Source organism: Acinetobacter schindleri CIP 107287 (genome assembly GCF_000368625.1).
GTDB classification, from domain to species: domain Bacteria; phylum Pseudomonadota; class Gammaproteobacteria; order Pseudomonadales; family Moraxellaceae; genus Acinetobacter; species Acinetobacter schindleri.
In genome coordinates this window covers 212055-234801 of sequence record NZ_KB849574.1, presented here as the reverse complement: position 1 = coordinate 234801, position 22747 = coordinate 212055, and the positions used below count along the sequence as shown (strand labels likewise).

The 22747-nt window shown below is 41.0% G+C and carries 26 protein-coding genes and 1 pseudogene; 14 read left to right on the top strand and 13 right to left on the bottom strand.

Annotated elements, in window-relative coordinates; genetic code table 11:
- The first annotated feature begins 24 nt into the window (after positions 1–24).
- Positions 25–645: a MotA/TolQ/ExbB proton channel family protein gene (locus F955_RS01340; protein WP_004813259.1), complete on the top strand. Its 621-nt coding sequence runs from the start codon at positions 25–27 to the stop codon at positions 643–645.
- On the top strand, positions 645–1049 hold the full coding sequence (locus F955_RS01335) for an ExbD/TolR family protein (protein WP_004813257.1): 405 nt from the start codon (positions 645–647) through the stop codon (positions 1047–1049). The genes F955_RS01340 and F955_RS01335 overlap by 1 nt, the downstream gene beginning before the upstream one ends.
- A gap of 58 nt (positions 1050–1107) precedes the next feature.
- Here the strand turns inward: F955_RS01335 and msrA are convergent, their stop codons facing one another.
- The 12 genes and pseudogenes from msrA to F955_RS01280 all read right to left on the bottom strand — a co-directional run bounded on the left by msrA (position 1108) and on the right by F955_RS01280 (position 10358).
- A complete protein-coding gene (msrA, locus tag F955_RS01330) occupies positions 1108–1626 on the bottom strand; it encodes a peptide-methionine (S)-S-oxide reductase MsrA (RefSeq protein ID WP_004813253.1) in 519 nt (172 codons plus the stop codon).
- Between the two features lie 92 nt (positions 1627–1718).
- Positions 1719–2180, bottom strand: coding sequence for an META domain-containing protein (locus tag F955_RS01325; protein WP_004890277.1), 462 nt, complete (start codon positions 2178–2180; stop codon positions 1719–1721).
- A 100-nt stretch (positions 2181–2280) separates the two neighbouring features.
- Entirely contained in the window at positions 2281–3327 is a 1047-nt protein-coding gene (locus F955_RS01320; RefSeq protein ID WP_004890276.1) for an Lnb N-terminal periplasmic domain-containing protein, read from the bottom strand.
- A 28-nt stretch (positions 3328–3355) separates the two neighbouring features.
- Positions 3356–3868: a trimethoprim-resistant dihydrofolate reductase DfrA44 gene (gene dfrA44, locus F955_RS01315; protein WP_004890273.1), complete on the bottom strand. Its 513-nt coding sequence runs from the start codon at positions 3866–3868 to the stop codon at positions 3356–3358.
- Positions 3869–3964: 96 nt separating this feature from the next.
- Positions 3965–4147, bottom strand: a pseudogene (locus tag F955_RS16230) (thymidylate synthase); the annotation flags it as partial.
- A gap of 1 nt (position 4148) precedes the next feature.
- Complete coding sequence (gene pcaD, locus F955_RS01310; protein ID WP_004890271.1) at positions 4149–4925, bottom strand: 3-oxoadipate enol-lactonase; 777 nt, start codon at positions 4923–4925, stop codon at positions 4149–4151.
- A gap of 93 nt (positions 4926–5018) precedes the next feature.
- On the bottom strand, positions 5019–6224 hold the full coding sequence (gene pcaF, locus F955_RS01305; RefSeq protein WP_004890268.1) for a 3-oxoadipyl-CoA thiolase: 1206 nt from the start codon (positions 6222–6224) through the stop codon (positions 5019–5021).
- Between the two features lie 177 nt (positions 6225–6401).
- On the bottom strand, positions 6402–7052 hold the full coding sequence (locus F955_RS01300; RefSeq protein WP_004890266.1) for a 3-oxoacid CoA-transferase subunit B: 651 nt from the start codon (positions 7050–7052) through the stop codon (positions 6402–6404).
- Between the two features lie 19 nt (positions 7053–7071).
- A complete protein-coding gene (locus F955_RS01295) occupies positions 7072–7740 on the bottom strand; it encodes a 3-oxoacid CoA-transferase subunit A (protein WP_004890264.1) in 669 nt (222 codons plus the stop codon).
- Positions 7741–7877: 137 nt separating this feature from the next.
- On the bottom strand, positions 7878–8798 hold the full coding sequence (gene catA, locus F955_RS01290; RefSeq protein ID WP_004890262.1) for a catechol 1,2-dioxygenase: 921 nt from the start codon (positions 8796–8798) through the stop codon (positions 7878–7880).
- A gap of 130 nt (positions 8799–8928) precedes the next feature.
- A complete protein-coding gene (gene catC, locus F955_RS01285; RefSeq protein WP_004890261.1) occupies positions 8929–9219 on the bottom strand; it encodes a muconolactone Delta-isomerase in 291 nt (96 codons plus the stop codon).
- 29 nt (positions 9220–9248) lie between these two features.
- A complete protein-coding gene (locus tag F955_RS01280) occupies positions 9249–10358 on the bottom strand; it encodes a muconate/chloromuconate family cycloisomerase (RefSeq protein WP_004890259.1) in 1110 nt (369 codons plus the stop codon).
- 113 nt (positions 10359–10471) lie between these two features.
- On the opposite strand from F955_RS01280, the gene F955_RS01275 reads away from it, so the two are divergent.
- Positions 10472–11371, top strand: a complete 900-nt coding sequence (locus F955_RS01275) for a LysR family transcriptional regulator (protein ID WP_004890256.1) — start codon at positions 10472–10474, stop codon at positions 11369–11371.
- A gap of 108 nt (positions 11372–11479) precedes the next feature.
- Here the strand turns inward: F955_RS01275 and F955_RS01270 are convergent, their stop codons facing one another.
- Positions 11480–11947 (bottom strand): MarR family winged helix-turn-helix transcriptional regulator, encoded by a 468-nt coding sequence (locus F955_RS01270; RefSeq protein ID WP_004890253.1) that lies wholly within the window; start codon positions 11945–11947, stop codon positions 11480–11482.
- Positions 11948–12089: 142 nt separating this feature from the next.
- On the opposite strand from F955_RS01270, the gene F955_RS01265 reads away from it, so the two are divergent.
- The 11 genes from F955_RS01265 to F955_RS01215 all read left to right on the top strand — a co-directional run bounded on the left by F955_RS01265 (position 12090) and on the right by F955_RS01215 (position 22671).
- Positions 12090–13223 carry an amidase gene (locus F955_RS01265; protein ID WP_004890250.1) on the top strand — a complete coding sequence of 378 codons (1134 nt, stop codon included), beginning with the start codon at positions 12090–12092 and terminating at the stop codon, positions 13221–13223.
- A complete protein-coding gene (locus F955_RS01260) occupies positions 13220–14380 on the top strand; it encodes an acyl-CoA dehydrogenase family protein (protein ID WP_004890248.1) in 1161 nt (386 codons plus the stop codon). Before F955_RS01265 ends, F955_RS01260 begins: the two co-directional genes overlap by 4 nt.
- Positions 14381–14432: 52 nt before the next feature.
- On the top strand, positions 14433–14792 hold the full coding sequence (locus F955_RS01255; RefSeq protein ID WP_004890246.1) for a hypothetical protein: 360 nt from the start codon (positions 14433–14435) through the stop codon (positions 14790–14792).
- Positions 14793–14817: 25 nt separating this feature from the next.
- Positions 14818–15366 carry a nuclear transport factor 2 family protein gene (locus F955_RS01250; RefSeq protein ID WP_004890243.1) on the top strand — a complete coding sequence of 183 codons (549 nt, stop codon included), beginning with the start codon at positions 14818–14820 and terminating at the stop codon, positions 15364–15366.
- 28 nt (positions 15367–15394) lie between these two features.
- Entirely contained in the window at positions 15395–16672 is a 1278-nt protein-coding gene (locus F955_RS01245; protein ID WP_004890242.1) for an aromatic ring-hydroxylating oxygenase subunit alpha, read from the top strand.
- A gap of 10 nt (positions 16673–16682) precedes the next feature.
- On the top strand, positions 16683–17168 hold the full coding sequence (locus F955_RS01240) for an aromatic-ring-hydroxylating dioxygenase subunit beta (protein ID WP_004890239.1): 486 nt from the start codon (positions 16683–16685) through the stop codon (positions 17166–17168).
- 10 nt (positions 17169–17178) lie between these two features.
- Complete coding sequence (locus F955_RS01235) at positions 17179–17916, top strand: SDR family NAD(P)-dependent oxidoreductase (protein ID WP_004890236.1); 738 nt, start codon at positions 17179–17181, stop codon at positions 17914–17916.
- 19 nt (positions 17917–17935) lie between these two features.
- Entirely contained in the window at positions 17936–18889 is a 954-nt protein-coding gene (locus F955_RS01230) for a PDR/VanB family oxidoreductase (RefSeq protein WP_004890233.1), read from the top strand.
- A 34-nt stretch (positions 18890–18923) separates the two neighbouring features.
- Positions 18924–19874: a p-hydroxyphenylacetate 3-hydroxylase reductase component gene (locus tag F955_RS01225; protein ID WP_004890230.1), complete on the top strand. Its 951-nt coding sequence runs from the start codon at positions 18924–18926 to the stop codon at positions 19872–19874.
- A 344-nt stretch (positions 19875–20218) separates the two neighbouring features.
- Entirely contained in the window at positions 20219–21487 is a 1269-nt protein-coding gene (locus tag F955_RS01220) for an OprD family outer membrane porin (RefSeq protein ID WP_004890227.1), read from the top strand.
- A gap of 41 nt (positions 21488–21528) precedes the next feature.
- Positions 21529–22671: an ABC transporter substrate-binding protein gene (locus F955_RS01215; RefSeq protein WP_004890224.1), complete on the top strand. Its 1143-nt coding sequence runs from the start codon at positions 21529–21531 to the stop codon at positions 22669–22671.
- Positions 22672–22747 lie beyond the last annotated feature (76 nt).

Here is a 22747-nt window from a genome sequence, read left to right as displayed (position 1 = left end):
GGCTAACCCATTAGGAGTTCGAATATGAACTTTTCAGTTTATTGGCAACATGCTGATGCAGTCAGTAAAACACTTTATTTTGTGTTACTGGCAATGTCGATTGCGACATGGACGATCTTTGTACTGCGTTTACTCGGTACGCGCCAACTCAAGCAAGTGGCTTATGCACAGTTATCTGATGCCCTAGATAAACTGAAATCAAAAATGGCGCCTTTGGGCTTTGAACAACGCAAAGCCGTAGCTGAACAAGCATTGCTACGCCAGATTGCAGCTGAAAAAGCCAATGCGGAGAAAGGTGTGTCAGTTCTGGGTACCATCGCATCGATTTCACCTTTCATTGGTTTATTCGGTACAGTATGGGGCATCTTCCATGCACTGGTAGCAGTGGGTAAGAGCGGTCAGGCAGGTCTGGCTCAGGTGGCAACACCAGTAGGTGAAGCACTGATCATGACAGGTCTGGGTCTGGCAGTGGCGATTCCAGCTGTATTGGCTTATAACATCGCGGTACGTTTTAACCGTGGTTTATCGCATGAACTACAAGACCATGCTCATAGCTTATTGATTGATACGATGCTGCAACAGGAATCTGCCAAGAAAGCTGAAAGCAAAGTTGCACAAGACAGTTTAGTGGGAGGTCAAGTTTAATGGCTTTTCAACTGGGTGAAGACAACGATGTAGGCATGAATGAGATGAACCTCATTCCCCTGATCGACATTATGTTGGTATTGATGATCATCTTCCTGGTGACAGCGACCGTTGCGAACCCATCAATTCCATTAACCTTGCCACAAACGACTGCGGAAATTATTGATCTTCCGCCAGAGAACATTACCATCAGCATTAACTCTCAGGGTGATGTGGCATGGAATGGTGATGTGCTTAGCCTGGAACAGCTGGAAACCCGTTTCAATGAAGCTGGGCAGGCAGAGCGTCAGCCAACGATTGTATTGAAGGCGGATAAGGAATCACGTTACGACACCGTTGCTCAAGTGATGTCACGCGCGAGTGGAGCCGGACTCACCGATATTGCTTTTGCAACCGATAACTGATTTTTCCAAGATCAAAAAAAGCGACCTGAGATGGTCGCTTTTTTATGACAATATTGCTTTACTTCAACAGTTCTACAAACTTGGCACGTAGCTTGTTGAGCTTTGGAGGAATGGCAAAGTTGCAATAACCCTGACTTGGGTTTTTGGCAAAAAAGTTCTGATGATAATCTTCAGCTGGATAGAAGGTCGGAGCAGGACTGAGTTCAGTGACTACATTTAAACCTTCAGCCTTCAGTGCATCAATAGCTTCTTGTGACTGCCGTTGCTGTTCTTCGTTCAGATAGTAAATAACAGAACGATACTGTGTACCGACATCATTGCCTTGGCGATTGAGCGTTGTTGGATCATGAGTGGCAAAGAATACATCCAGCAATTGCTTAAAGCTGATCTGACTTTCATCGAAATCAATCAGAATCACTTCTGCATGGTTGGTATCACCATTACAGATCTCTTCATAGGTTGGATGAGTGGTATGTCCACCGGCATAGCCACTAACGACTTTGCTGACACCACGAATCTGCAGGAATACCGCTTCGGTACACCAAAAGCATCCACCACCAAATAGCGCCTGTTGCATAATCTTGTCCTTAATTCCGAGTTTCTGTCTCTATTCTACGCTGTAAATATCAAATAGAAAAAAGCCTGTAAAACAGGCTTTTTATTTAAGCTTTAGCGCGGTTGTACCGGGCTTGCCAGCTGAATGACTGGGTTGCCATAGCTATCGAGCAGCTTCAGGGTTTTACCAAAAACCTGATAGTGGGTCACTTTAGCCAAGGCTTCATTAAATTTTTGATCCAGATTGTCATTGTTCAGACAAGCCATTTTTGTACCCGCCATCTGGCTAAGATTCAAAGTGTCTTTGCCTGCAGTATAGCTGCCCATAATACGGTTACAGCCATCGGCACCGCTAACACGCTGAGTGGCAGCATCAAATTGCAGGCTTGGGATATTACGTGTGGTAGGTGCAGTGGTGATTTCTGTACTGCCAATGTGAGTGACAATCCAGGTGCGGTTCTGAAGTTGCTGTAGATTTTCAACCGCTTGGGAAGAGGTCTGGTCTGGTGTGGTTTGACAGCCTGTTATTGCCAGCGCTGAAACGAACATTGCAATTGTGGTCACTTTTTTTAACATTGGGCTTACTCTTTTTCTTTGATACATCACTGTATATAAACAGAAAAAATAGAATGATACCAATACAATTTGTATCTTCGGGCTCCCGGGATGATAGGTTCTATTCTGCTTTTGGCGCAGGTAATCCTTGCCGCAGTAGGGCAGAATATTGTTCACTACTGACCTGAGCAAATTCTTTGACACGTGGGTTTACATGCGCTCGAGCATACCAGGTGCTTAAGTCCCAATCCTGATTCAGCGCTTGCAGGTCATACATATAATTTGGCAAATAACCCGACGCCAGCAGGCGATAATCTGTTGGTAATGGTTTCTGGGAAACAGCCTGAACCATATCAAACACCAGGGTAGTGCAATTACTGGTTAGAGTGTTATACCACTTCGGCTGTTGAGCCAAATCATCCACCTTGTTGAGATATTCTTTGAAAAGCGCCTTGGCTTGTGCCTGTGGCATATTAACCGGAAAAAAATATACCTGCTCACCGCGGGTGTTGCTACGGGTGTAGATAATATCCCGTTCATCAGCCGCCACCAGACTCAGCTCAAACTTGCGGAAGAAGCCGCCGATAGCAGAGAAATCTTCATTTTTTTCCTTACGGATTTCTATCGAAAAGGTCAGTGGCTTCTGGTCAGCAAAGTCAAAACTCACCAAGGTATGGGCAATATGCGGTCCCATCCAGTAAGAGGTGATGACATTGACCCCGGTGATCTGATTTAAATTGATGCTGCGACTTTCCCAGCGCTCAATATATTTCCCATTTGGCAGCCAGACAAAATTACGCACATTATGTAAGGTGACTTGATCGCCTTGTTGTTCATAACTGAGAATACGGGCAACTTCAGGATTCCACTCCCGGTCCTGACGAGCGTCCAGACTGAAATACCAGAACAGGCTAAATAGAAAAGCCAGAATATAAAGAAGGGTATCTACACCACGTGAAATCAGATGACGGCTAAAATAAATGCCGAGAACTGCACAGGCTAAAATAATCCAAAGACCAATCAGCACAGAACTGCCAATCATGCCTAAGGGTTGCTGTACCCAAATCGCAAGGCACAGCCATAGACTTGATGCGATGACAAACAGGGTAAATACTGCATTCAGTAACCAGAATAGCCAGTGAGGTGCAGGATTTCCCTGTGTATGCATAATTGAATCTTTAATTAAAAATTATTCTTCATTTTCTATAATTTGCAAACTCAAAAGCAATCCCGGTTTTGTCGTCGATATGTTGTTCGGAAAAAACTTTTTTGAATTCAGCAGGAATTTCCGGGTAGAAGGCATGACCTTGTACATCCAGTTCGACATGGGTCAGTTCCAGACGGTCAGCAATACTCATTGTCTGTTTGAAGATTTCACCACCCCCAATAATATAAATAGACTCCGGTTTTTCTGACGCTTTTACATCTGCAACAGCTTGGTTCAAGGCATCTTCAATCGTGTGTGCGACTTTAGTACCTTCAAAAGACCAGTCTGTATCACGGGTAATGACCCAGTTGACACGTTTAGGCAAGGCACGTCCCATGGATTCAAGGGTCTTACGTCCCATTACAATTACACCGCCCTGGGTGATTTCCTTAAAATGTTTTAGATCTGCTGAGATATGCCAAGGCAGGTCATTGTCCTTACCAATACAGCGCTGCTGATCCATTGCAACGACATGAACGACTTCTAAATCCTGAAATGCCATACCCACACTCAAAAACAAGTAAAAATTGTTCCTATTAAAATGCAAAATCCCACTTTAAGCAAAGTGGGATTTTGATTTTCTTGGGTTTGGGAAAAATTAAACCGTGACAGGCGCTTTAATTGCCGGATGGGATTCATAGCCGACAATTTCAATATCTTCAAATTTGAAATCGAATAGATCTTTAATTTCAGGATTCAGTTTTAACTGACATAGACCTAAAGGCTCACGACTTAGCTGAAGTTTGGCTTGTTCAAAGTGGTTGGCATACAGGTGCTTATCACTAATTTAAAAAATTAATTATAGTATTATTAAAATCTTCAGGCTGTTCAAGGTTAGAAATATGAGATGCATTTATATTAAATAATTGGCTGTTAAAAATTTGCTTTTGAATAAACAAGCCATCTTCCATAGTCGTAACGGGATCTTGTTGACCAGCAATGATAAATACCGGAATTTTAACTTGCTTTAGTTGTTCTCGAAGATCTGCCTTCGCTAAAGCTTCACAGCAACTTGCATAACCTTCCGGGCTGCCAGCTCCCAAGTCGTTTTGAAGATTATTTACCACTGTTGCGTTGCTTTGAATAAAGGGTTCAGTAAACCAGCGTGATGCTGCAGTAGAAGCAATCGGTTGTAAACCTTGTTCACGCACCAGCGTGGCACGTTCCAGCCAGGCCTGTTCCTGACCGATTTTTGCTGCTGTATTGCACACCACCACCTGATTAAAGCGTTCTGGACGGTTAATCACCAACCATTGACCGGTTAAGCCGCCCATTGAAATACCGCAGAAAGCTGCTTTTTCAATATTTAAATGATCAAGTAGATTCACCACATCTTGACCAAGTTGATCAATGCTATATGGGCCTTGTGGTGCAGATGAAGCCCCATGACCACTGGTGTCGTAGCAAATCACAAAGAAATCTTGCTGGAAAAAATCAATTTGTGGTTGCCACATTTTGAAATTTGTACCCAGAGAATTTGAGAAAACCAGTGCAGGTTTTGCAGCATCACCAAAAGTCTGGTAATTAATTTGTGCATCATTTGATGTAAATGTTGGCATTAAAATCCCTCCCGACCTCCCTTTCTTGCATTTGATTCAAAGCAGTACTTTGAATCTACATTCAGGGAGGAGGTTTATATTTTTAATTGTCTTTTAGACACGTTCAATAATCAAAGCGATGCCTTGACCCACACCAATACACATTGAACACAGCGCATATTGACCACCAGTTTGTTCAAGCTGGTTCAGTGCAGTCGTCACCAGACGCGCGCCAGATGCACCAAGTGGATGACCCAATGCAATCGCACCGCCATTTGGATTGACTTTCTCTGAGCCGTCTTCGATACCCAAGTCACGGGTACATGCCAGTGCTTGGGCAGCAAAAGCTTCATTCAGCTCGATCACATCCATCTGCTCTAAAGTAAGGCCTGTTTGAGCAAGCAACTTTTTAATGGCAGGTGCAGGGCCAAAGCCCATAATACGAGGTTCAACACCCACAACTGTTGAGCCAATAATTTTGGCACGTGGCTTTAAGCCGTGTTGAGCAACCGCTTCATCAGATGCGATTAAAAGAGCAGCCGCACCATCGTTAATACCAGAAGCATTACCCGCCGTTACCGTACCGTCTGCTTTCACCACAGGTTTCAGTTTTGCCAATGCTTCTGCTGTGGTAGAGGCACGTGGATGTTCATCAGTATCGACAACCACCGCATCGCCTTTACGCTGCGGAATCACCACAGGCACGATTTCATTCTTAAAGAAACCATTGGCCTGCGCTGCTGCGGTACGTTGCTGGCTGGTCAGGGCAAACTTGTCCTGATCTTCACGGTTGATGTTGAACTGTTCCGCCAGATTTTCAGCCGTTTGCGGCATGGTTTCTACACCGTACATTTCTTTCAGTTTCGGATTGATAAAACGCCAGCCCATGGTGGTGTCTTCAATCTTCTGGCTACGGCCATACGCCGTTTCTGACTTGCCCATCACGAATGGAGCACGCGACATGCTTTCTACACCACCGGCAATAATCAGATTGGCTTCACCGGCTTTAATCGCACGTGCTGCCATCGCAACTGCATCCAGCGATGAACCACACAGACGGTTTACTGTCGTTGCTGGCACCTGATAAGGCACACCTGCAAGCAATGAAGACATACGACCGACGTTACGGTTGTCTTCACCCGCCTGATTGGCACAGCCATAAATCACGTCATCGACCTGTTCCCAGTTCACCGATGGATTGCGTTTCATCAAGGCTTTGATTGGTACAGCACCTAAGTCATCTGCACGGACAGGGGCGAGGCCACCGGCATAACGACCGAATGGGGTACGGATGGCATCGATAATATATGCGTTTTTCATGGAGTATTCTCTTCTTTATAAAGTTCCCTCTCCTTTGAAGGAGAGGGTTAGGGAGAGGATGTCTGGAAATTCCCCTCATCCTAACCTTCTCCCTGAACCATATATGGCGCAAGAGAAGGAACGTTCAATCTCTATTCAATGTGTCGTTTAAAAATAGCGATGTTTGTCTATTTATACTCATCGAGTCGCATCAATCAGTTTGGCACCGGTCAATGACTGCAATTCTTCAAATGACAGACCTTCGACTTTCTCAATAACTTTCATACCTTCAGGCGTGACATCAATCACGCACAGGTCGGTATAGATACGGTCGACACATTTCAGGCCAGTCGCAGGATAAGATAGTTCAGCGACAATTTTTGGCTCGCCTTTTTTGGTCACGTGATCTGTGGTAATAAAGACTTTCTTGGCACCCACAGCCAGATCCATCGCACCGCCGACTGCTGGAATTGCATCTGGAGCACCAGTATGCCAGTTGGCCAGATCGCCATTTTCAGCGACCTGGAATGCACCCAGTACAGCGATGTCTAAGTGACTGCCACGCATCATTGCGAAAGAATCGCCGTGATGGAAGAAAGAACCGCCTTCCAGTAAGGTTACGAATTCTTTGCCGGCATTGATCAGCTCAGGATCGCGGTCTTCTTCAGCAGGAGGAGGACCGAATGCCAACAGACCATTTTCAGAATGCAGGAAGACATCTTTATCGCTTGGCAGGTAGCTGGAAATTTTGGTTGGTAAACCGATACCCAGGTTCACATAAGCACCATCAGGAATGTCTTGTGCCACACGTTCAGCGATCTGGTCACGGGTCAGTTTGCTATAGCTCATTATTTATCTCCGATGCCAATTATTGTGCAGGCTTAACTTGAACAATGTGTTGAACAAAAATTCCCGGGGTGATGATGTGCTCTGGATCCAGTGCACCCAGTTCAACCACCTCAGAAACCTGTGCAATGGTCACATCTGCTGCCATCGCCATGATCGGGCCGAAGTTACGCGCAGATTTACGGTAGACCAGATTGCCCCAACGGTCGCCTTTAGATGCTTTAATTAAAGCAAAGTCAGCTTTAATTGGATTTTCTAAAACGTAGTCTTTGCCTTCATAGTTCATGGTCGGTTTGCCTTCCGCCAGCAAGGTACCAAAACCGGTAGGGGTGTAGATTGGACCTAAGCCCATACCAGCCGCCTGGATACGGCAAGCCAGATTACCTTGCGGTACCAGTTCCAGTTCAATTTTTCCTGCACGATAAAGCTCGTCAAATACCCACGAGTCAGACTGACGCGGGAATGAGCAGATGATTTTACGCACTGCACCAGCTTTGAGTAATTTAGCCAGACCGTAGTCGCCATTACCGGCATTGTTATTGACGATCACCAGATCTTTCACACCAAGTTTGATCAAACCATCAATCAGCTCAGCAGGCTGACCCGCTGTACCGAAACCACCGATCATAATGGTAGAACCGTCCTTGATTTGGGAAAGAGCTGTTTGTAATGATGTTGATTTATTAATCATAAAAATTGCTCAAACTAATATTAATTTATATTTAAATCATTATTAATCAGTATTTTTACTTATAGTGATTAGTAATGATTCAATTCAATTAGAGAGGAAAAGAATGGATAGTGTGGACTATCCATTCTTAAGAGTAATTAAGCGCTGACGCGACGACGCTCGATTTCTGTAGTTGGCGCAGATGCAGTTTCTTTTACTAGTTGAACATTAAATTGAATATGTTTGAATGGCTTATTTACGCCACGACGTGCAATTTCCACTTCGTCAGTAATGTCTACAGCTATTGCCACTAGGCCATCACGGGTAGCAAAAGCAAAGTCATCCCAAAGATATTGATCACCTTCGATGTTAAATTGAGTCGTCAACTTACGATAACCAGGTGCTGATACGAAGTAATGCACATGAGAAGGGCGGTTGCCATGACGGCCCAATTTATTTAAAACAAATTGAGTGGTACCTTCTGGCGGGCAGCCATAGCCGACAGGCATTGTGGTCTGAGCAACATATTTACCGTCTTGATCTGCATGGATCGTACGGCGAAGGTTGAAGTCTGATTGAGACTTATCAAAGAATGAATAATTGCCTAAGCTATTTGCATGCCAAACTTCAACTTTAGCACCTTCAATAATATTGCCTTCAGTATCAGTCACGGTACCTTCAATAAATAAAGTATCAACTTTGTCAGATTCCGATCCATCGTCCATGCGTGCGAAACCTACAGACTCTGGTGCACCTGCTACATACAGAGGACCTTCGATGGTACGCGGAGTACCGCCTGTCACTCCTGCTTTTGCATCAGCTTCATCAGCACGAAGGTCTAAGAAATGTTCTAAGCCTAGACCCGCTGCAAGAAGACCAAGTTCATTTGCTTGACCTGCATCAGTGAAATATTCAAGACCTTTCCAAACTTCTGATTGAGTTAAGTCTAAATCCTCAATGGCTTTAAATAGATCTGAAACCAAACGAACAACAACTTGCTGTACACGTGCATCTACAGGCCCAGTTGCAGTATCTACGTTCATTTTTTTTACTAAAGCATCGATTTCTTGATGGTTCATGCTACTTACTCCTTAAGTATTTTTTGTTAATTAGGACAATTTTTACTTTTGAAAAAATCTTGTCCTGATCCTTATTACTAACTATTTATCGTATTTATTAGATTGATCTTAAGATATTGAGACAAATCAATTAACTATCATTATCTCGAATTGAAGATGGATGACGGTTTAAGGCCATCACTTCAATTTTCATAAATGGATAAAGCGGTAAGCCTTGTAAAAGGTTGTGTAATTCCTCATTATTTTCCACATCAAAAATACTGATATTCGAGTACTGTCCCGTAATTCGCCAGATATGACGCCATCTACCTTGACGTTGCAATTCTTGTGAATACGCTTTTTCAACAGCTTTAATTTCGTTAACTTGCGCTTCTTGCAAGTCACGAGGAATATTCACATCCATTCGTACATGAAACAACATAGTTTCACTCCTTAATATCAATGTTCAAATTATTTACGTCGAAGTTGATCTAGTTTATCTTCATTAATTTCAATACCTAGGCCATTACCTTGGGGTAAATGCAGTTCAAAGTTTTCGTATTGAAGGGGTGTTTTTAAAATTTCTTGAGTCAAAAGTAGGGGGCCGAATAATTCGGTTCCATATGCTAGATTCTTAAAAGTAGAAAAAAGATGTGCCGAGGCCATCGTTCCAATGGATCCTTCAAGCATGGTCCCGCCATACAAGTCAATTCCAGCTAGATTTGCAATAGTTGCAACATCACGTCCCTCAAATAGGCCACCTGATTGCGCAACTTTGACAGCAAAGACAGATGCAGCATTCGTTTTTGCTAAACGATAAGCAGAAGCAGGGCCCATCAAAGATTCATCAGCCATAATGGCAATATCAAATCGATGGGTTAATCGTTGCATAGCGTCGATGTTATCAATTGCACACGGTTGTTCGATTAGATCGACACCACCGTCTTGGAGGAGTTGAATTCCTTTAATCGCTTCTAGTTCAGACCAAGCTCTGTTTACATCTACACGGATTGACACGTCAGGGCCGAGTGCTTTCTTAATGGTCAATACATGTTCGACATCAGCCTCAACTGGGCGTGAACCAATTTTTAGTTTGAAGAAATTATGACGTTTTGCTGCCAACATTTTTTGTGCTTCAGCAATATCTTTATCTGTGTCACCTGAAGCCAATACCCATAGAACTGGAACGCTGTCACGTAGTCGGCCACCTAGAACTTCTGATAATGGCAAACCTAAACGTTGTGCTTGAATATCCAGTAAAGCTGTTTGGATTGCGCATTTAGCAAAACGATTCCCATTGATATTTTTTTGAATAATCTGCAATGTTTGTGCGATATTCAAATGTGATAAAGTTTTGAGTAGAGGAGAGAAGTAAGTATCAATGTTTACCTTGATACTTTCAGGACTTTCTTCACCATAACCTAAGCCACCAATCGTGGTTGCCTCACCCCAACCTACAAATCCATCTTCAGTCTCAATTTTGATTAAGACTAATGTTTGGGTTTGCATTGTTGCAACGGCCATTTTATGAGGGCGAATTGTCGGTATCTCAGCGAGTATAGTTTCTATATTCTTGTACATATAGCGTTATAATCCATATATTGCTGTAAATACCTTAATTGATATTTTTCTTTTTAAATAGAAATGTTTTAGTATTTAAAAATACTTAAAAGGTATAATAGTGGGAAATTTCAATGGAATTGAGAAGTTTAAAGTACTTTGTCGCAGTGGTTGAGGAAAAAAGTGTTACCAAAGCTGCGGCACGATTATGTATCGCCCAGCCACCTTTAACGAGACAGATTAAAAATTTAGAAGATGAATTAGGGGTTACCTTATTTGAAAGAGGTACACGGCCGATAAAAACTAGCGAAGTCGGTGAGTATTTTTATCAATATGCTGTGCAAATTTTAACACTTACGGCACATGCTAAAACGATGGTAAGCCGCTACAATGTTAAGAACACTGCGATCAGAATCGGCTACGTGGGTTCACTGTTCTATTGGAAGTTGCCTGAAATCATAGATCATCTTCGTAAGAATATAAGAGATATTAAAATTGAACTTATCGAATGTGGTACGCGAGATCAAGTTGAAGCCTTGAAAATGGGTAAGATTGATATGGGATTCGGTCGTCTCGGTATTAGTGACCCATCTATACGTAGAACAATCCTAGAGCGAGAAAAATTGCTCTTAGCCGTACATAAGGATCATCCTCTAACTCAATATCAGCAGCAGGGGGTTTATCTATCACAATTTCTTAACGAAATCATCTACATTTATCCAAATGCTCCAAAACCAAGTTTCTCGACATTTATTCAGAGTTTATTTTCAGAGTTAGATTTAATTCCACAGAACCTTAGAGAAGTACGAGAAATTCACATGGCATTAGGATTGGTATCATCTGGTGAAGGGATTTGCATTATTCCGGCAAGTGCGAGTGCTATTGGTATGCGTAATTTGCAATATATTCCTATCCTAGATAATGAGGCATATAGTCCTATTTCAATTGCTTATCGCAGCATTGATAATAATATCTATATCTCTCAGATTTTAGATTATATGCATGAGCTTTCCCCAACAAATACATCCATATGAGTATGAGGGATGTTCATAAGATAATTTAAGTAATAGAGCAAAAGAGTTTTCAATCGCTGCCTTAGGAAAGAGAATTAAAGCAGCAAAGATAGCAAGTTAAATACCAATTTAGCGTGTAGGCATTAAATCAAAAATTTTCTTTAATTGGGTATTAAGCTGCAAAAGCTCCTCTTCTTCAAAAGAGTTTAAAATCCCGGCTAAAGTAATTTTGTTAATCTGATTAATCTGTTCAACGAGGTCATAACCTTTATCAGTTAACTTCACCATTGAGATCCGTTCATCGAAAGGTGAGGAAAAAATGGTCACAATATCTTCATCAACCAAACGGTAAATTGCTTTTGTAGCAGTCGTAAGCTTAATGGTAGATAAATTTGAAATCTCAGTAATATTCGCTTCATTGAGCGCATTTAAGCTGAGAATGATTTTACGCTTTGTATTGTCTAATCCAATTTTTTTTAAAGATTTATCAATTAGTTGAGCATATTTCCCATTCACCTGTGAGATCCAGAAGAAAGGAAACTTCTCGAGGCTTTTAGGGTCCTGGTTAGGTAAGAAACTCTCAAAATCTTTCAACATAATCGTACGCTAGTAAATTGAAATAAATCGTATTATACAAGCATTCATTATATTACGGAAAAATAAATAACTTATTTACTTGACAATTACATTGAATTTTCAGATATTGGATTTAATTAATAAAATTACATGGAAAAGTGAATTGAATAGTGTATATGAAGCTACGTTAATCGGTTCAGGCCGCCATCGTGTAATCATAAAAGACTCAATTGATATTAAGGGATTGCGAACAACTTTGGGAAGTTGTGCACTACTTGATGTAGCACCAGCTACAAAGAATGCAGATGTGATAAACCATTTACTAGCTCATGATTGTCAAATTGTCGGTAAGGCAGTCATGCATGAGCTTGCTTATGGCATTACAGGAATAAACTATCATTTTGGAACGCCAACTAATCCTAAATATCCTGAACTGATTCCTGGAGGTTCGTCGAGTGGTTCTGCAGCAGCCATTGCAGAAAATTTGGCTGAATTTAGTTTGGGTACAGATACAGGTGGTTCTATACGTATGCCAGCAGCGTGTTGTGGCGTATATGGTCTAAAACCGACTTTCGCACGCGTTAGCCGTAACGGAGTTCATCCTAAGGATACGTCACTTGACTGTGTAGGTCCATTTGCAAACTCTGTAGATGCAATTGAACTTGCAATGCAGTGCATTGATCCAACCTTCAAACCTTTCCCTCTTATTAATAAGCCGCCACGCTTAGCACTACTTGATGTTGATGCAGAAGAAGTCGTGAAATCGACTCTGTTACAGGAATTGGAAAATACAAGTATCGCTTATGAGGTTGTGAAAGCAGAGTCTTTTAAGGCTGCTTTCGAAGCAGGCATGCATGTGATTAATTATGAAACATGGCAAGCCTTTGGTCATTTAACTGAGACTGGAAAAATTGCAGATGATGTTCAGCAGCGTTTGCTTAAGGCATCTGCTACAACACTGGAACAAGTCGATAATGCAAATCAAATTCGAGAAAAATTCCGTAAAGAAATTGATGACATCTTAGAAAAATTTGATGCGATCTGTTTGCCAACACTTCCACAGATTCCACCTAAAGTAGTTGATGCTGCTAATACTGTTGCGTTCCTAAATTTAACGGCATTAGTAAGACCTTTTAATTTATCAGGTCATCCGGCTATCACTATTCCTTATGAAACGGCACAAGGTCAACCCGTAGGGTTGCAACTGGTCGCTAAACACCATGCAGATGAACAACTCTGTGCCATAGCAAAATATATTTCAGATGCGAATAAATCTGCACAAGGAGCTAGCTCATGAACGCTTTAGCTGAAAAAAAATCAAAAATAGAAATAACGGATATGACAGCGTTATGTCAGGAAATTAAAACACGTGCATGTACTGGCGAGTTTGATGATCAGGGATACGTGTCTCAAGATATTATCGAAAAATTAAAAGAAGTTGGGATTTATCGTGCTTTGGTTCCAGCACGTTTTGGTGGTGATGAATGTTCTCCAAGACAATTCTGTGAATGTATTGAACGTATTTCAATGGCAGATGGATCCGTAGGTTGGGTGGCAAGTTTTGGAATGAGCCCAGCTTATTTAGGGTGTCTACCAGTCCCTACTTTGGAAAAAATTTATCAAAATGGACCTGATGTGGTTTTTGCTGCCGGTATTTTTCCGCCACAACCTGCTGAGGTCACAGATAACGGTTTTAGAGTCAAAGGCCGTTGGAAATTCTCAAGTGGATGCTTAGGGGCGGACATTATCGGCGTGGGAATTGCACCGAAAAAAGTCAATGAAGCTTCAGGTCTACCTCGAATTGCAGTGATGCCTGCAAGCAAATTGAAAATTGAAATGACTTGGGACACCGTCGGTTTAAAGGGCACAGGTAGTCATGATCTTGTTGTTGATAACGTTGAAGTAAGTGAAGACTGGACATTTGTTCGAGGGGTGGCTTCACCTTTACCTGAACCTTTTTTTAAATATCCATCTTTATCATTTGCGACACAAGTTTTAACTGTGGTTGGAATTGGTGTGGCAGCAGCAGCACTGGAAGAATTTAAGGCTTTAGCGCCCGGAAAAGCTTCAATCACAGGTGGTTCTGAAATCGCAAATCGTCCTGTTACTCAGTACGAATTTGCTCAAGCTGAAGCTGAATTTCAAGCGGCTCGTTCTTGGTTCTATCAGACGATGGATAATGCTTGGCAGGCAATTTTGAATGGTGAAAAACCAAGCCCTGAACAAATCAGCAATATGCGTCTTTCATGTACACATGCAGCGAGAACCAGTGCCGAAGTCGCACGAAAAATACAAATGCTAGCAGGTATGACAGCCATTTATACCAACAACCCATTTAGCCGCTATGTCAATGATGCAAATGTGGTGACGCAACATGCATTCATGGGGGATGCAACATTATTAAATGCAGGAGCAATGAGCTTTGGCTTACCACCAACTCCAGGCTATTTGTAATTTAAAAGACAAAATTGATCACATTTTAAAATGAACTAAAAGGAAAAATCTCATGGAAAAAAAATCACCTTTACGCGTTTTATTCTGCATGGGCATTAACCAAAACTTTTTTGATGCTGCTCCAGAAGAAGCAAAAGCAGTGTGGGCAGCATTTGGTGAAATGTGGAATGGTATTCATGACCTACCAGGTGTACATGTATACGGCAATTTAGATGATGACCAAAGTATGGTTGGTCCAAGTACTGGTTTTCCTTGGACAACTTATCTGCTCGCAGATGTACCTGACATTGAAACTGTACATGCGGCATGTAACTTAGTGCGTACAACACTTGTGGGTGAAGGTCCTTATAAGTTGTGGAAGTACTGCAAAATTGAAGCACGTACAGGACGTGAATTGATTATCCAACGTTAAGTTTAGACCGTTTGAAGGTAGTGTTATGGATGTCAGCGAATTAGATCTTAATCAATTGATTAAACGTGTGGAGCATTTAGAAGCAGCTAATGCGATCCGAAATTGTATTAATCGCTATATGGAAATTTGTGACAATTTAGATGCAAATACAAATCTAGATGAGCTCATGGCGCTATTTGCTGCTGACAGTATTTGGGAAGGTATTGGTGAGAAATATAGTAAAAGTTTTGGACGTTATACAACGTGGCAATCTATTTACGACATGTTCAAAAGCTATACACAAAAAGATTCCCATTTTCTTATGAACGCTCATTTTTTGAGTTCCGAGCAGATTTATGTAGATGGCACGACAGCAAAAGGTAGTTGGTTAATGCTACAGACCTCTACCTTTAAAAGCCATCAGAGCCATCTCAATGCTGCAAAGTTAACGGTTCAATTTAATAAAAACCCAAATGGGCAATGGCAGATTAAACACTTTCAAACGGAAAACATTTTTAGTCGTCCTGTAGGTCACTGGAATAGCACTGCTGAATTACCTGTACCTCAAGCGCATAGCTCAGATATGCAAGCTTAAGACTAGTCAAAAAAAATAGGAAATAGATATGAATAGCCTTATTCCAACACAAAATATTGAACTTGATTACAACGAATTAGTCCAAAGTGATCGTGTGCATACATCACTTTATAAAGATCCAGCTATTTTCGAACAGGAAATGGATAAGATTTTTAATAATACTTGGGTCTGGGTCGCACATGTCAGTGAAATCCCAGATACGGGTAGTTATAAAACCATCAATATAGGTTTACAACCTGTTGTAGTTGTACGTGATCGTAAAAAACAAGTACACGTTTTACTAAACCGTTGTCGTCACCGTGCAGCAACAGTATGTGAACATAAAAAAGGTAAAACCAATAGCTTCGTATGTCCATATCATGGTTGGAGTTATGCATTGGATGGCACATTACGTGGCGTTCCGTCTCCAGAAAGTTATGGCGAATGCTTAGATAAATCAGAATTGCCAATGGTGAGTCTGCGTGTCGAAGAATATAACGGCATGATCTTCGCAACCTTCAAACAAGACATCGAACCATTAGCAGACTTCCTTGGTCCTGCGAAAAAATGGATTGATTTATTTATGAAACAAGGTGCAGGTTATCCAGTTAAAGTCTTAGGAGAACATCGTTTTACTTTCCCGGGCAACTGGAAAATCCAACTTGAAAATACAACAGATGCGTATCACTTCCCCTTGGTACACAAATCCTTCTTAAGTTCAGTTGATGAAAAAACAGAAGAACTCTTTAACTTCGAAAATCAGCCGGGTTACGTTGAAGATTTAGGTAATGGTCACAGCGTCATGGTGATGATTCCAGAACTTATTGATTTAGAAGAAGAGTTAATGGAGCGCCCTATTCAAGAACGCTTTGAAGAACTTGCTCAAGCACTACGCAACGAAGGTCATGAAGAGCTCGAAGTTCGTCGTATATGCCGTGCAGTGGGTGGATCGGGTTTTAACCTGAATATTTTCCCAAATATCGCATGCTCAATGGCATTCTTCCGGGTTATGCAGCCTTTAGCAGTTGATAAAACGGAAATTCATCATTCAGTCATCACTATGGATGGCGGTCCACAAATTGCCAACCAATATCGTTTACGTTTGCATGAACATTTCCAAGGCCCATTTGGTTTCGGCACGCCTGATGATGCAGAAGCATGGGAACGCGTGCAAAAAGGTTCAAGTGCAGGCAATGATCTTTGGATCATGTTACATCGTGGTCTACCAGGCGAAATCAAAACTGAAGATGGCTTGAAGAGTGATGTAAGTGCGGAAACAGGCATGCGTGCTGCTTACCAGCAGTGGAAAAAGATGATGACGGTCTAAGGAGAATGCAATGAAAATTGATGTGAATTTAGTGAATGAAGTAACAGCATTTATCTGGTCAGAAGCTGACATGCTTGATCATTCCGAGTATCGGACATGGTTATCACTGTGGGAAGAGCAAGGTCTCTATATTATCCCGATTGATCCTGCATTAACCGATTATGAAAATCATCTGAACTATGCCTATGACAATCACCATATGCGTCAGCTACGTGTAGAGCGTTTAGAAAATGGTGAAGCAATTTCAACTTCACCGAAGGCCACTACAATTCGTAGCTTATCACGTGTCCATATTCTTCAAAATGACAACAATGAAATCGTATTACGTTGTGCGCAAAACCTACGCGAATTCCGTAAAGAAAACTTGCGTCATTATACCGCAGACGTTACTTATCATTTAGTTCGCGATGGAGAACAAGGTTTTAAGATCCGTCGTAAAATCATTAATTTAATTAACTCAACTGATACCTTAGCTGGTATTAGCTATATCTTGTAATGGAGTGAAGATGAAAAAAGTCGCTTTAGTTACAGGTGCAGCATCAGGTTTAGGTTGGACGATTGCAGAACATTTTGCATCATTAGATTATCAGGTTATCGTCTCAGACATGAATCCTGAGCTCGCTCAGCAAAATATTGCTAAAAGTCAATTTTTGGCAAATATGTCTGTTTTGAAACTGGATATAGCAGAGTGTGCTGATTTTAAAAATGCGATTGTATTTATTGAGCAAAATTTTCAGCGTTTAGATGTCGTAGTGAATAATGCAGCAGTGACTAAAGCGACGCCGGTACTTGAAATTACAGCAGAAGAATTTGACTGGGTCTGTCAAGTCAATCAACGAGGTACGTTCACTGCCTGCCAAGTCTTTGGTCAATACATGGCAAGTAAAGGCTATGGCCGTATGATCAACCTGTCTTCGCTGGCGGGTCAAAATGGCGGAACTGCAACGGGTGCACACTATGCCGCATCTAAGGGTGCCATTACAACATTGACCAAAATTTTTGCTAAGCAGTTTGCAGCACAAGGAGTGACTGTAAATGCAATTGCGCCAGGTCCAATGGATTCACCAATGGTTCGTCAAGTTGTCGGCGAAAAAAATCTCGAGAAATTCGTGACCAATATTCCTGTCCAACAACTTGGTTCTATGCATTTTATAGCACAGACAATTGCTTTATTGGCTCAGCCAGAGGCGGCCTTTGTTACAGGTGCAACATGGGACATTAATGGTGGCTTATTTATGCGCTAAATGCGTATAAGGTGAAAATATGACTGAATTATTTGATGTAGTACTCCAAAGCCGCCGAGTAGAGGGTGGCACAATTGCTGTGCTAGAACTCACCTCAGCAAATAACGTTACATTACCAAGTATAGAAGCAGGGGCACATATCGATGTGCATTTGCCAAATGGTTTAATACGCCAATATTCCCTATGTCAGAATCCCAAGCAGACTGGAATTTTCCGTCTAGGTATTTTAAAGGATCCACAATCGCGTGGTGGGTCAACTTGTGCATTTGATGAGTTGACACCAGGCATGCATTTACAAGTGAGTGCACCCAGAAATTTATTTCCACTCGTAGACGCTTCTCATTCGATATTGATTGGTGGGGGCATCGGAATTACACCATTGATTACGATGGCATATGAATTACTAGCGCAAGGTAAATCATTTGAATTGCATTATTGCGGAAGTAGTCGTGAATGCTGTGCTTTTGTTGAAGAAATTGAACATGGTCCGCTGGGTGAGTTTACACAATTCCATTTTAAAGCCGAAGGTGCACGTCACCGTGACTATCTGACAGACCATTTTAAACAGCTCGATACTAAATCACATATTTATACTTGCGGTCCGAATGGCTTTATGGATTGGGTAATCGATTTAGCGAAGGCAAATCAATTTATAGATCAGCAAATCCATAAAGAATATTTCAACGTAGAAATAGATGTTACTGGCGATACCTTTGAAGTTGTGGCTCAACGAAGTAATAAAATTATTACAGTTGCAGCGGATGAAAGCTTAATTGATGCATTAGCAAGAGAAGGCATCAAAATCGAAAAATCATGTGAACAAGGTGTCTGTGGTACATGTTTGTGTGACGTATTAGAAGGCGAACCTGACCATCGTGATGTGTATTTAACGGATGAAGAAAAAGCAGAGAATGAACAAATCTTAGTATGTTGCTCTCGTTCTAAATCTGCTCGTCTGGTCTTAGATATTTAAGATCCGACTTTAGGAATAAAAAGGAAAGAATATTATGTCTACATTATCACAAGCGCAGTATAGCGTTGATCCAATGAAATTCAGACGTGCTCTAGGTAACTTTGTGACTGGTGTTACCATTATGACAGCACAAAATTCAGTGGGTGAGAAAGTCGGGGTCACAGCCAATAGTTTTAACTCCGTTTCACTTGATCCTTCACTTATTTTGTGGAGTATCGATAAAAAATCTTCAAGCTATTCAGTTTTTTCTGAAGCAACACATTTTGCGGTAAATATTTTATCTGCAAACCAAATTGAATTATCGAACAAATTTGCACGCCGTACTGCAGATAAGTTTGATGGTGTGAACTACGAACCAGGCAAGGGCAATGCCCCAATTTTAGCCAACTGTTCAGCTGTTTTTGAGTGTGAGCGTCATCAAGTTATTGAAGGTGGAGATCACTGGATTATTATTGGTAAAGTTGTGGCTTTCCATGATGAAGGTCGTAGCCCACTGGTATACCATCAAGGAGCTTATTCCGCTGTCACACCGCATCCCATGGTTCAATTGAAACAGTCCATCCAAGAAAGTGAATTGGGCAAGATGCATCACGGTTATTTAAACCAGAATGTTTGCTATCTCATGAGTCGCGCTTTTAAGTTTTACCAAAATGATTATATTCCTAAACAACTGGGTAGTGGTTTTAGAACCAGTGAGGCTCGCTTACTGTTAGTGTTGGGTAGTGGTACAACTTCAAGCAAAGCAGATTTACCTCGTGATATTGCTATGCCAATGCAGCAAGTAGAACAGGCTGCAGAAATCCTGAAAAAAGATGGTCTATTAATTGAAACCGAGCAATTCTTCCAACTCACTGAAAAAGGGCAAGAAACTGCACATACTCTATTTGATATCGCAAATAGGCACCAAAATGAGGTGTTCTCAAAATATAGTGAAATTGAAAAAGAAAATTTCACTAAAATATTGAGAGATATTGCCGGAATTTAGTCGTAAAAACGCTTTTCTTAAAGGTATAAGTTAGTGATATTTATAGAAAAGTATAATATAGATATCACTGTTGTAAAAAAGAATAAAAATCACGTAAAAATTTTAAATTGGCATGGAATTCGCTTAATTTAATTATTGCAAATTACATTGAATATTCTTTATTTTAAGTATATTAATATACTTATAAGATAATTGAATTTTCTATGGAATTATAAAAGAATCAAAGAGCATCATTAAGTATTGGAAACTTAAATATGCTGAGAGTTCTGCAATGGAATACATTTCTCGCCAGCTAAAAAAGCGCCAGTGAGAATAAAAATTAATTTGATAAAAAGGTCTAAATAATGGAATTAGCAGTCAAAGTGGGGAAACAAAATCGTCTCAAATTTATATCAGCCTACACATTATTAGCATTGAGCTGTAGCAGTGTTGCATATGCTGATTTTGTCAAAGATAGTGAAACATCTTTAAACTTTAGAAATTTTTATTTAGAACGAGATTTTGATAGTGCTCAACCTGACATTGGCAGTTGGTCTCAAGCAGCAGGTATTAAATTTTCATCTGGTTATACGGAGACCCCACTGCAAGTAGGTCTTGATCTCACGGCAAATTACGCACTTCGTTTGTCTGATCGAAATGAAGAGCGCCCAGATACCGTTTTGCCATTTGAAGATGGAAAACAGGTGAATCACTATCATAAGTTAGGTGCAACGCTTAAGCTTAAATATCAAGATTCTGAATTGCGTATTGGTGAGCTTATGCCACGTACTCCAGTGGCATTTATTGATGATTCACGCCAACTGGTGACAACCTATGCAGGTGTGGCACTTGAAACTAAAGCGATTGATAACTTGAAGCTATCTCTAGGACGCATTACCCATATTAATGCTCGTAATGATGATTCATTTGAAAAACTCAGTTTATTTGCACCGAATGGTCCGCGATTTGAAAGTGATGGTCTAAATTACTTGGGGCTGGACTACAACTTTACTCCAAGTGTCACGGGTGCATATTGGTATGGTCAATTAGAAGATATCTATCAACAGCATTATTTAAATGCTGCTTATAACACCACAATCGGTGAGAGTAAGGTGAAATTTGATGCACGTTATTTTAATAACAGTGAAGCGGGTGATGCTTATTACGGTAACATCGACAGCCAAACTTTTGGTATACAAGCCAATTTAAACAACGGTCCACATACTATTACAGCAGGTGTGCAAAAAAATAAAGGCGATAGCCCGTTCCCAACATTGGCAGGTTATGCACCTCAACCATTTTTACATACATGGTCATTACTTGGATTTATTAAACCAGAAGAGTTGACCTATCACATTCTTTATTCATACGACTTTAAAGCACTAGGTGTACCAGGTTTGCGTGCGACAGCACGTTACTTGCATGGTAGCGATATTGCTCGTGCTGGATTTAAAGATAATGAAGAAACTGAAACCAACTTCATTTTAGGCTACACCGTTCCTCAAGGCACATTCAAAGGGCTAGGTTTGGAATGGCGTTATATCGACACAACCACAAAATATGGCGCAGGTAATACACCAGGCACAGATTTCGTTGAAAACCGAATTATCACTACTTACACCTATAAATTCTAAGTACTAAAAAAGACAGAATAATCTGAATAATGGAGATACAGATGAATTTTAAAAAACTATTGATGGCAAGCTGTGTCATTGCTGCCGCAAGTACTACGCAAGCAGATATTACAATTGGCGTTGTCACGTCATCATCTGGTCCAGTTGCAATGGTAGGCATTCCGCAGAAGAACAGTATTGCCTTATTACCTAAAAAAATTGGTAATGAAAATGTGCGTTATATTTCACTTGATGATGCAAGTGATCCCACAGCATCTGTAAAAGCTGTTGAAAAGCTGATTAAAGAAAATAAGGTTGACGCAATTATCGGTCCATCAGGTTCACCGAATGCAACTGCAGTCATTGGAACAATTGCTAAAGCACAAGTTCCACTTCTTGCTCCTGTAGGTACCTCTTCAATTGTTCAACCAATGAATGAACAGAAGAAATGGGTTTTTAAAACTACACAAAACGATGAAATTATTGCAGAAGCTCTCGTTCAGGATATGGTGAAGCGTAAAATTAAAACCTTAGGTTTTATTGGAACAGCGGATCCGTATGGTGAGAACTGGGGTAAGGTACTTGCAAACCTTGCTGCAAAACATGGCATTAAGATTGTCGCTAAAGAGTCTTTCCAACGTCAAGATACTTCTTTGACAGGGCAAGCTTTAAAACTTATTAGTCAAAAGCCTCAAGCGATTTTAGTTGCCGCGCCTGGTAGCTCTGCCGTTCCACCACAAGCGGCACTTTATGATCGAGGTTATCGTGGGCAAGTCTACCAAACGCATGGTGCTGCACTGGATCAGTATCTAAAACTTGGTGGCAAGAAAGTAGAAAATACGATTTTAGCTGCAAGTTTAATGTTGGTTATTAACGAAGTGCCTAATACGCATCCTTCGAAAAAAGTGGCATTGAAATATATCAATGACTATAAAGCAAAATATAAACAGGTTCCTGCAACCTTTGGTGCCAATGTCTATGATGCTGGCTTGCTACTAGAAAAGGCGATTCCAGTAGCCTTGAAAAAAGCAAAACCGGGCACAGTTCAATTCCGTAAGGAACTACGCCAAGCACTTGAAAATACAAAAGAAGTAGCAGGTACGCAAGGTGTTTATAACATGAATGCCAAAGACCATAGCGGATTCGATAAACGTGGTCGTGAGTTAATTATTGTTAAGAACGGTCAGTGGAAACTTCTCAAGTAATTCCTCATTTTTTAAATATTATTCAATAACTACCCAAAAGTGATGATTCATTCATCACTTTGGGATGATTCATCCG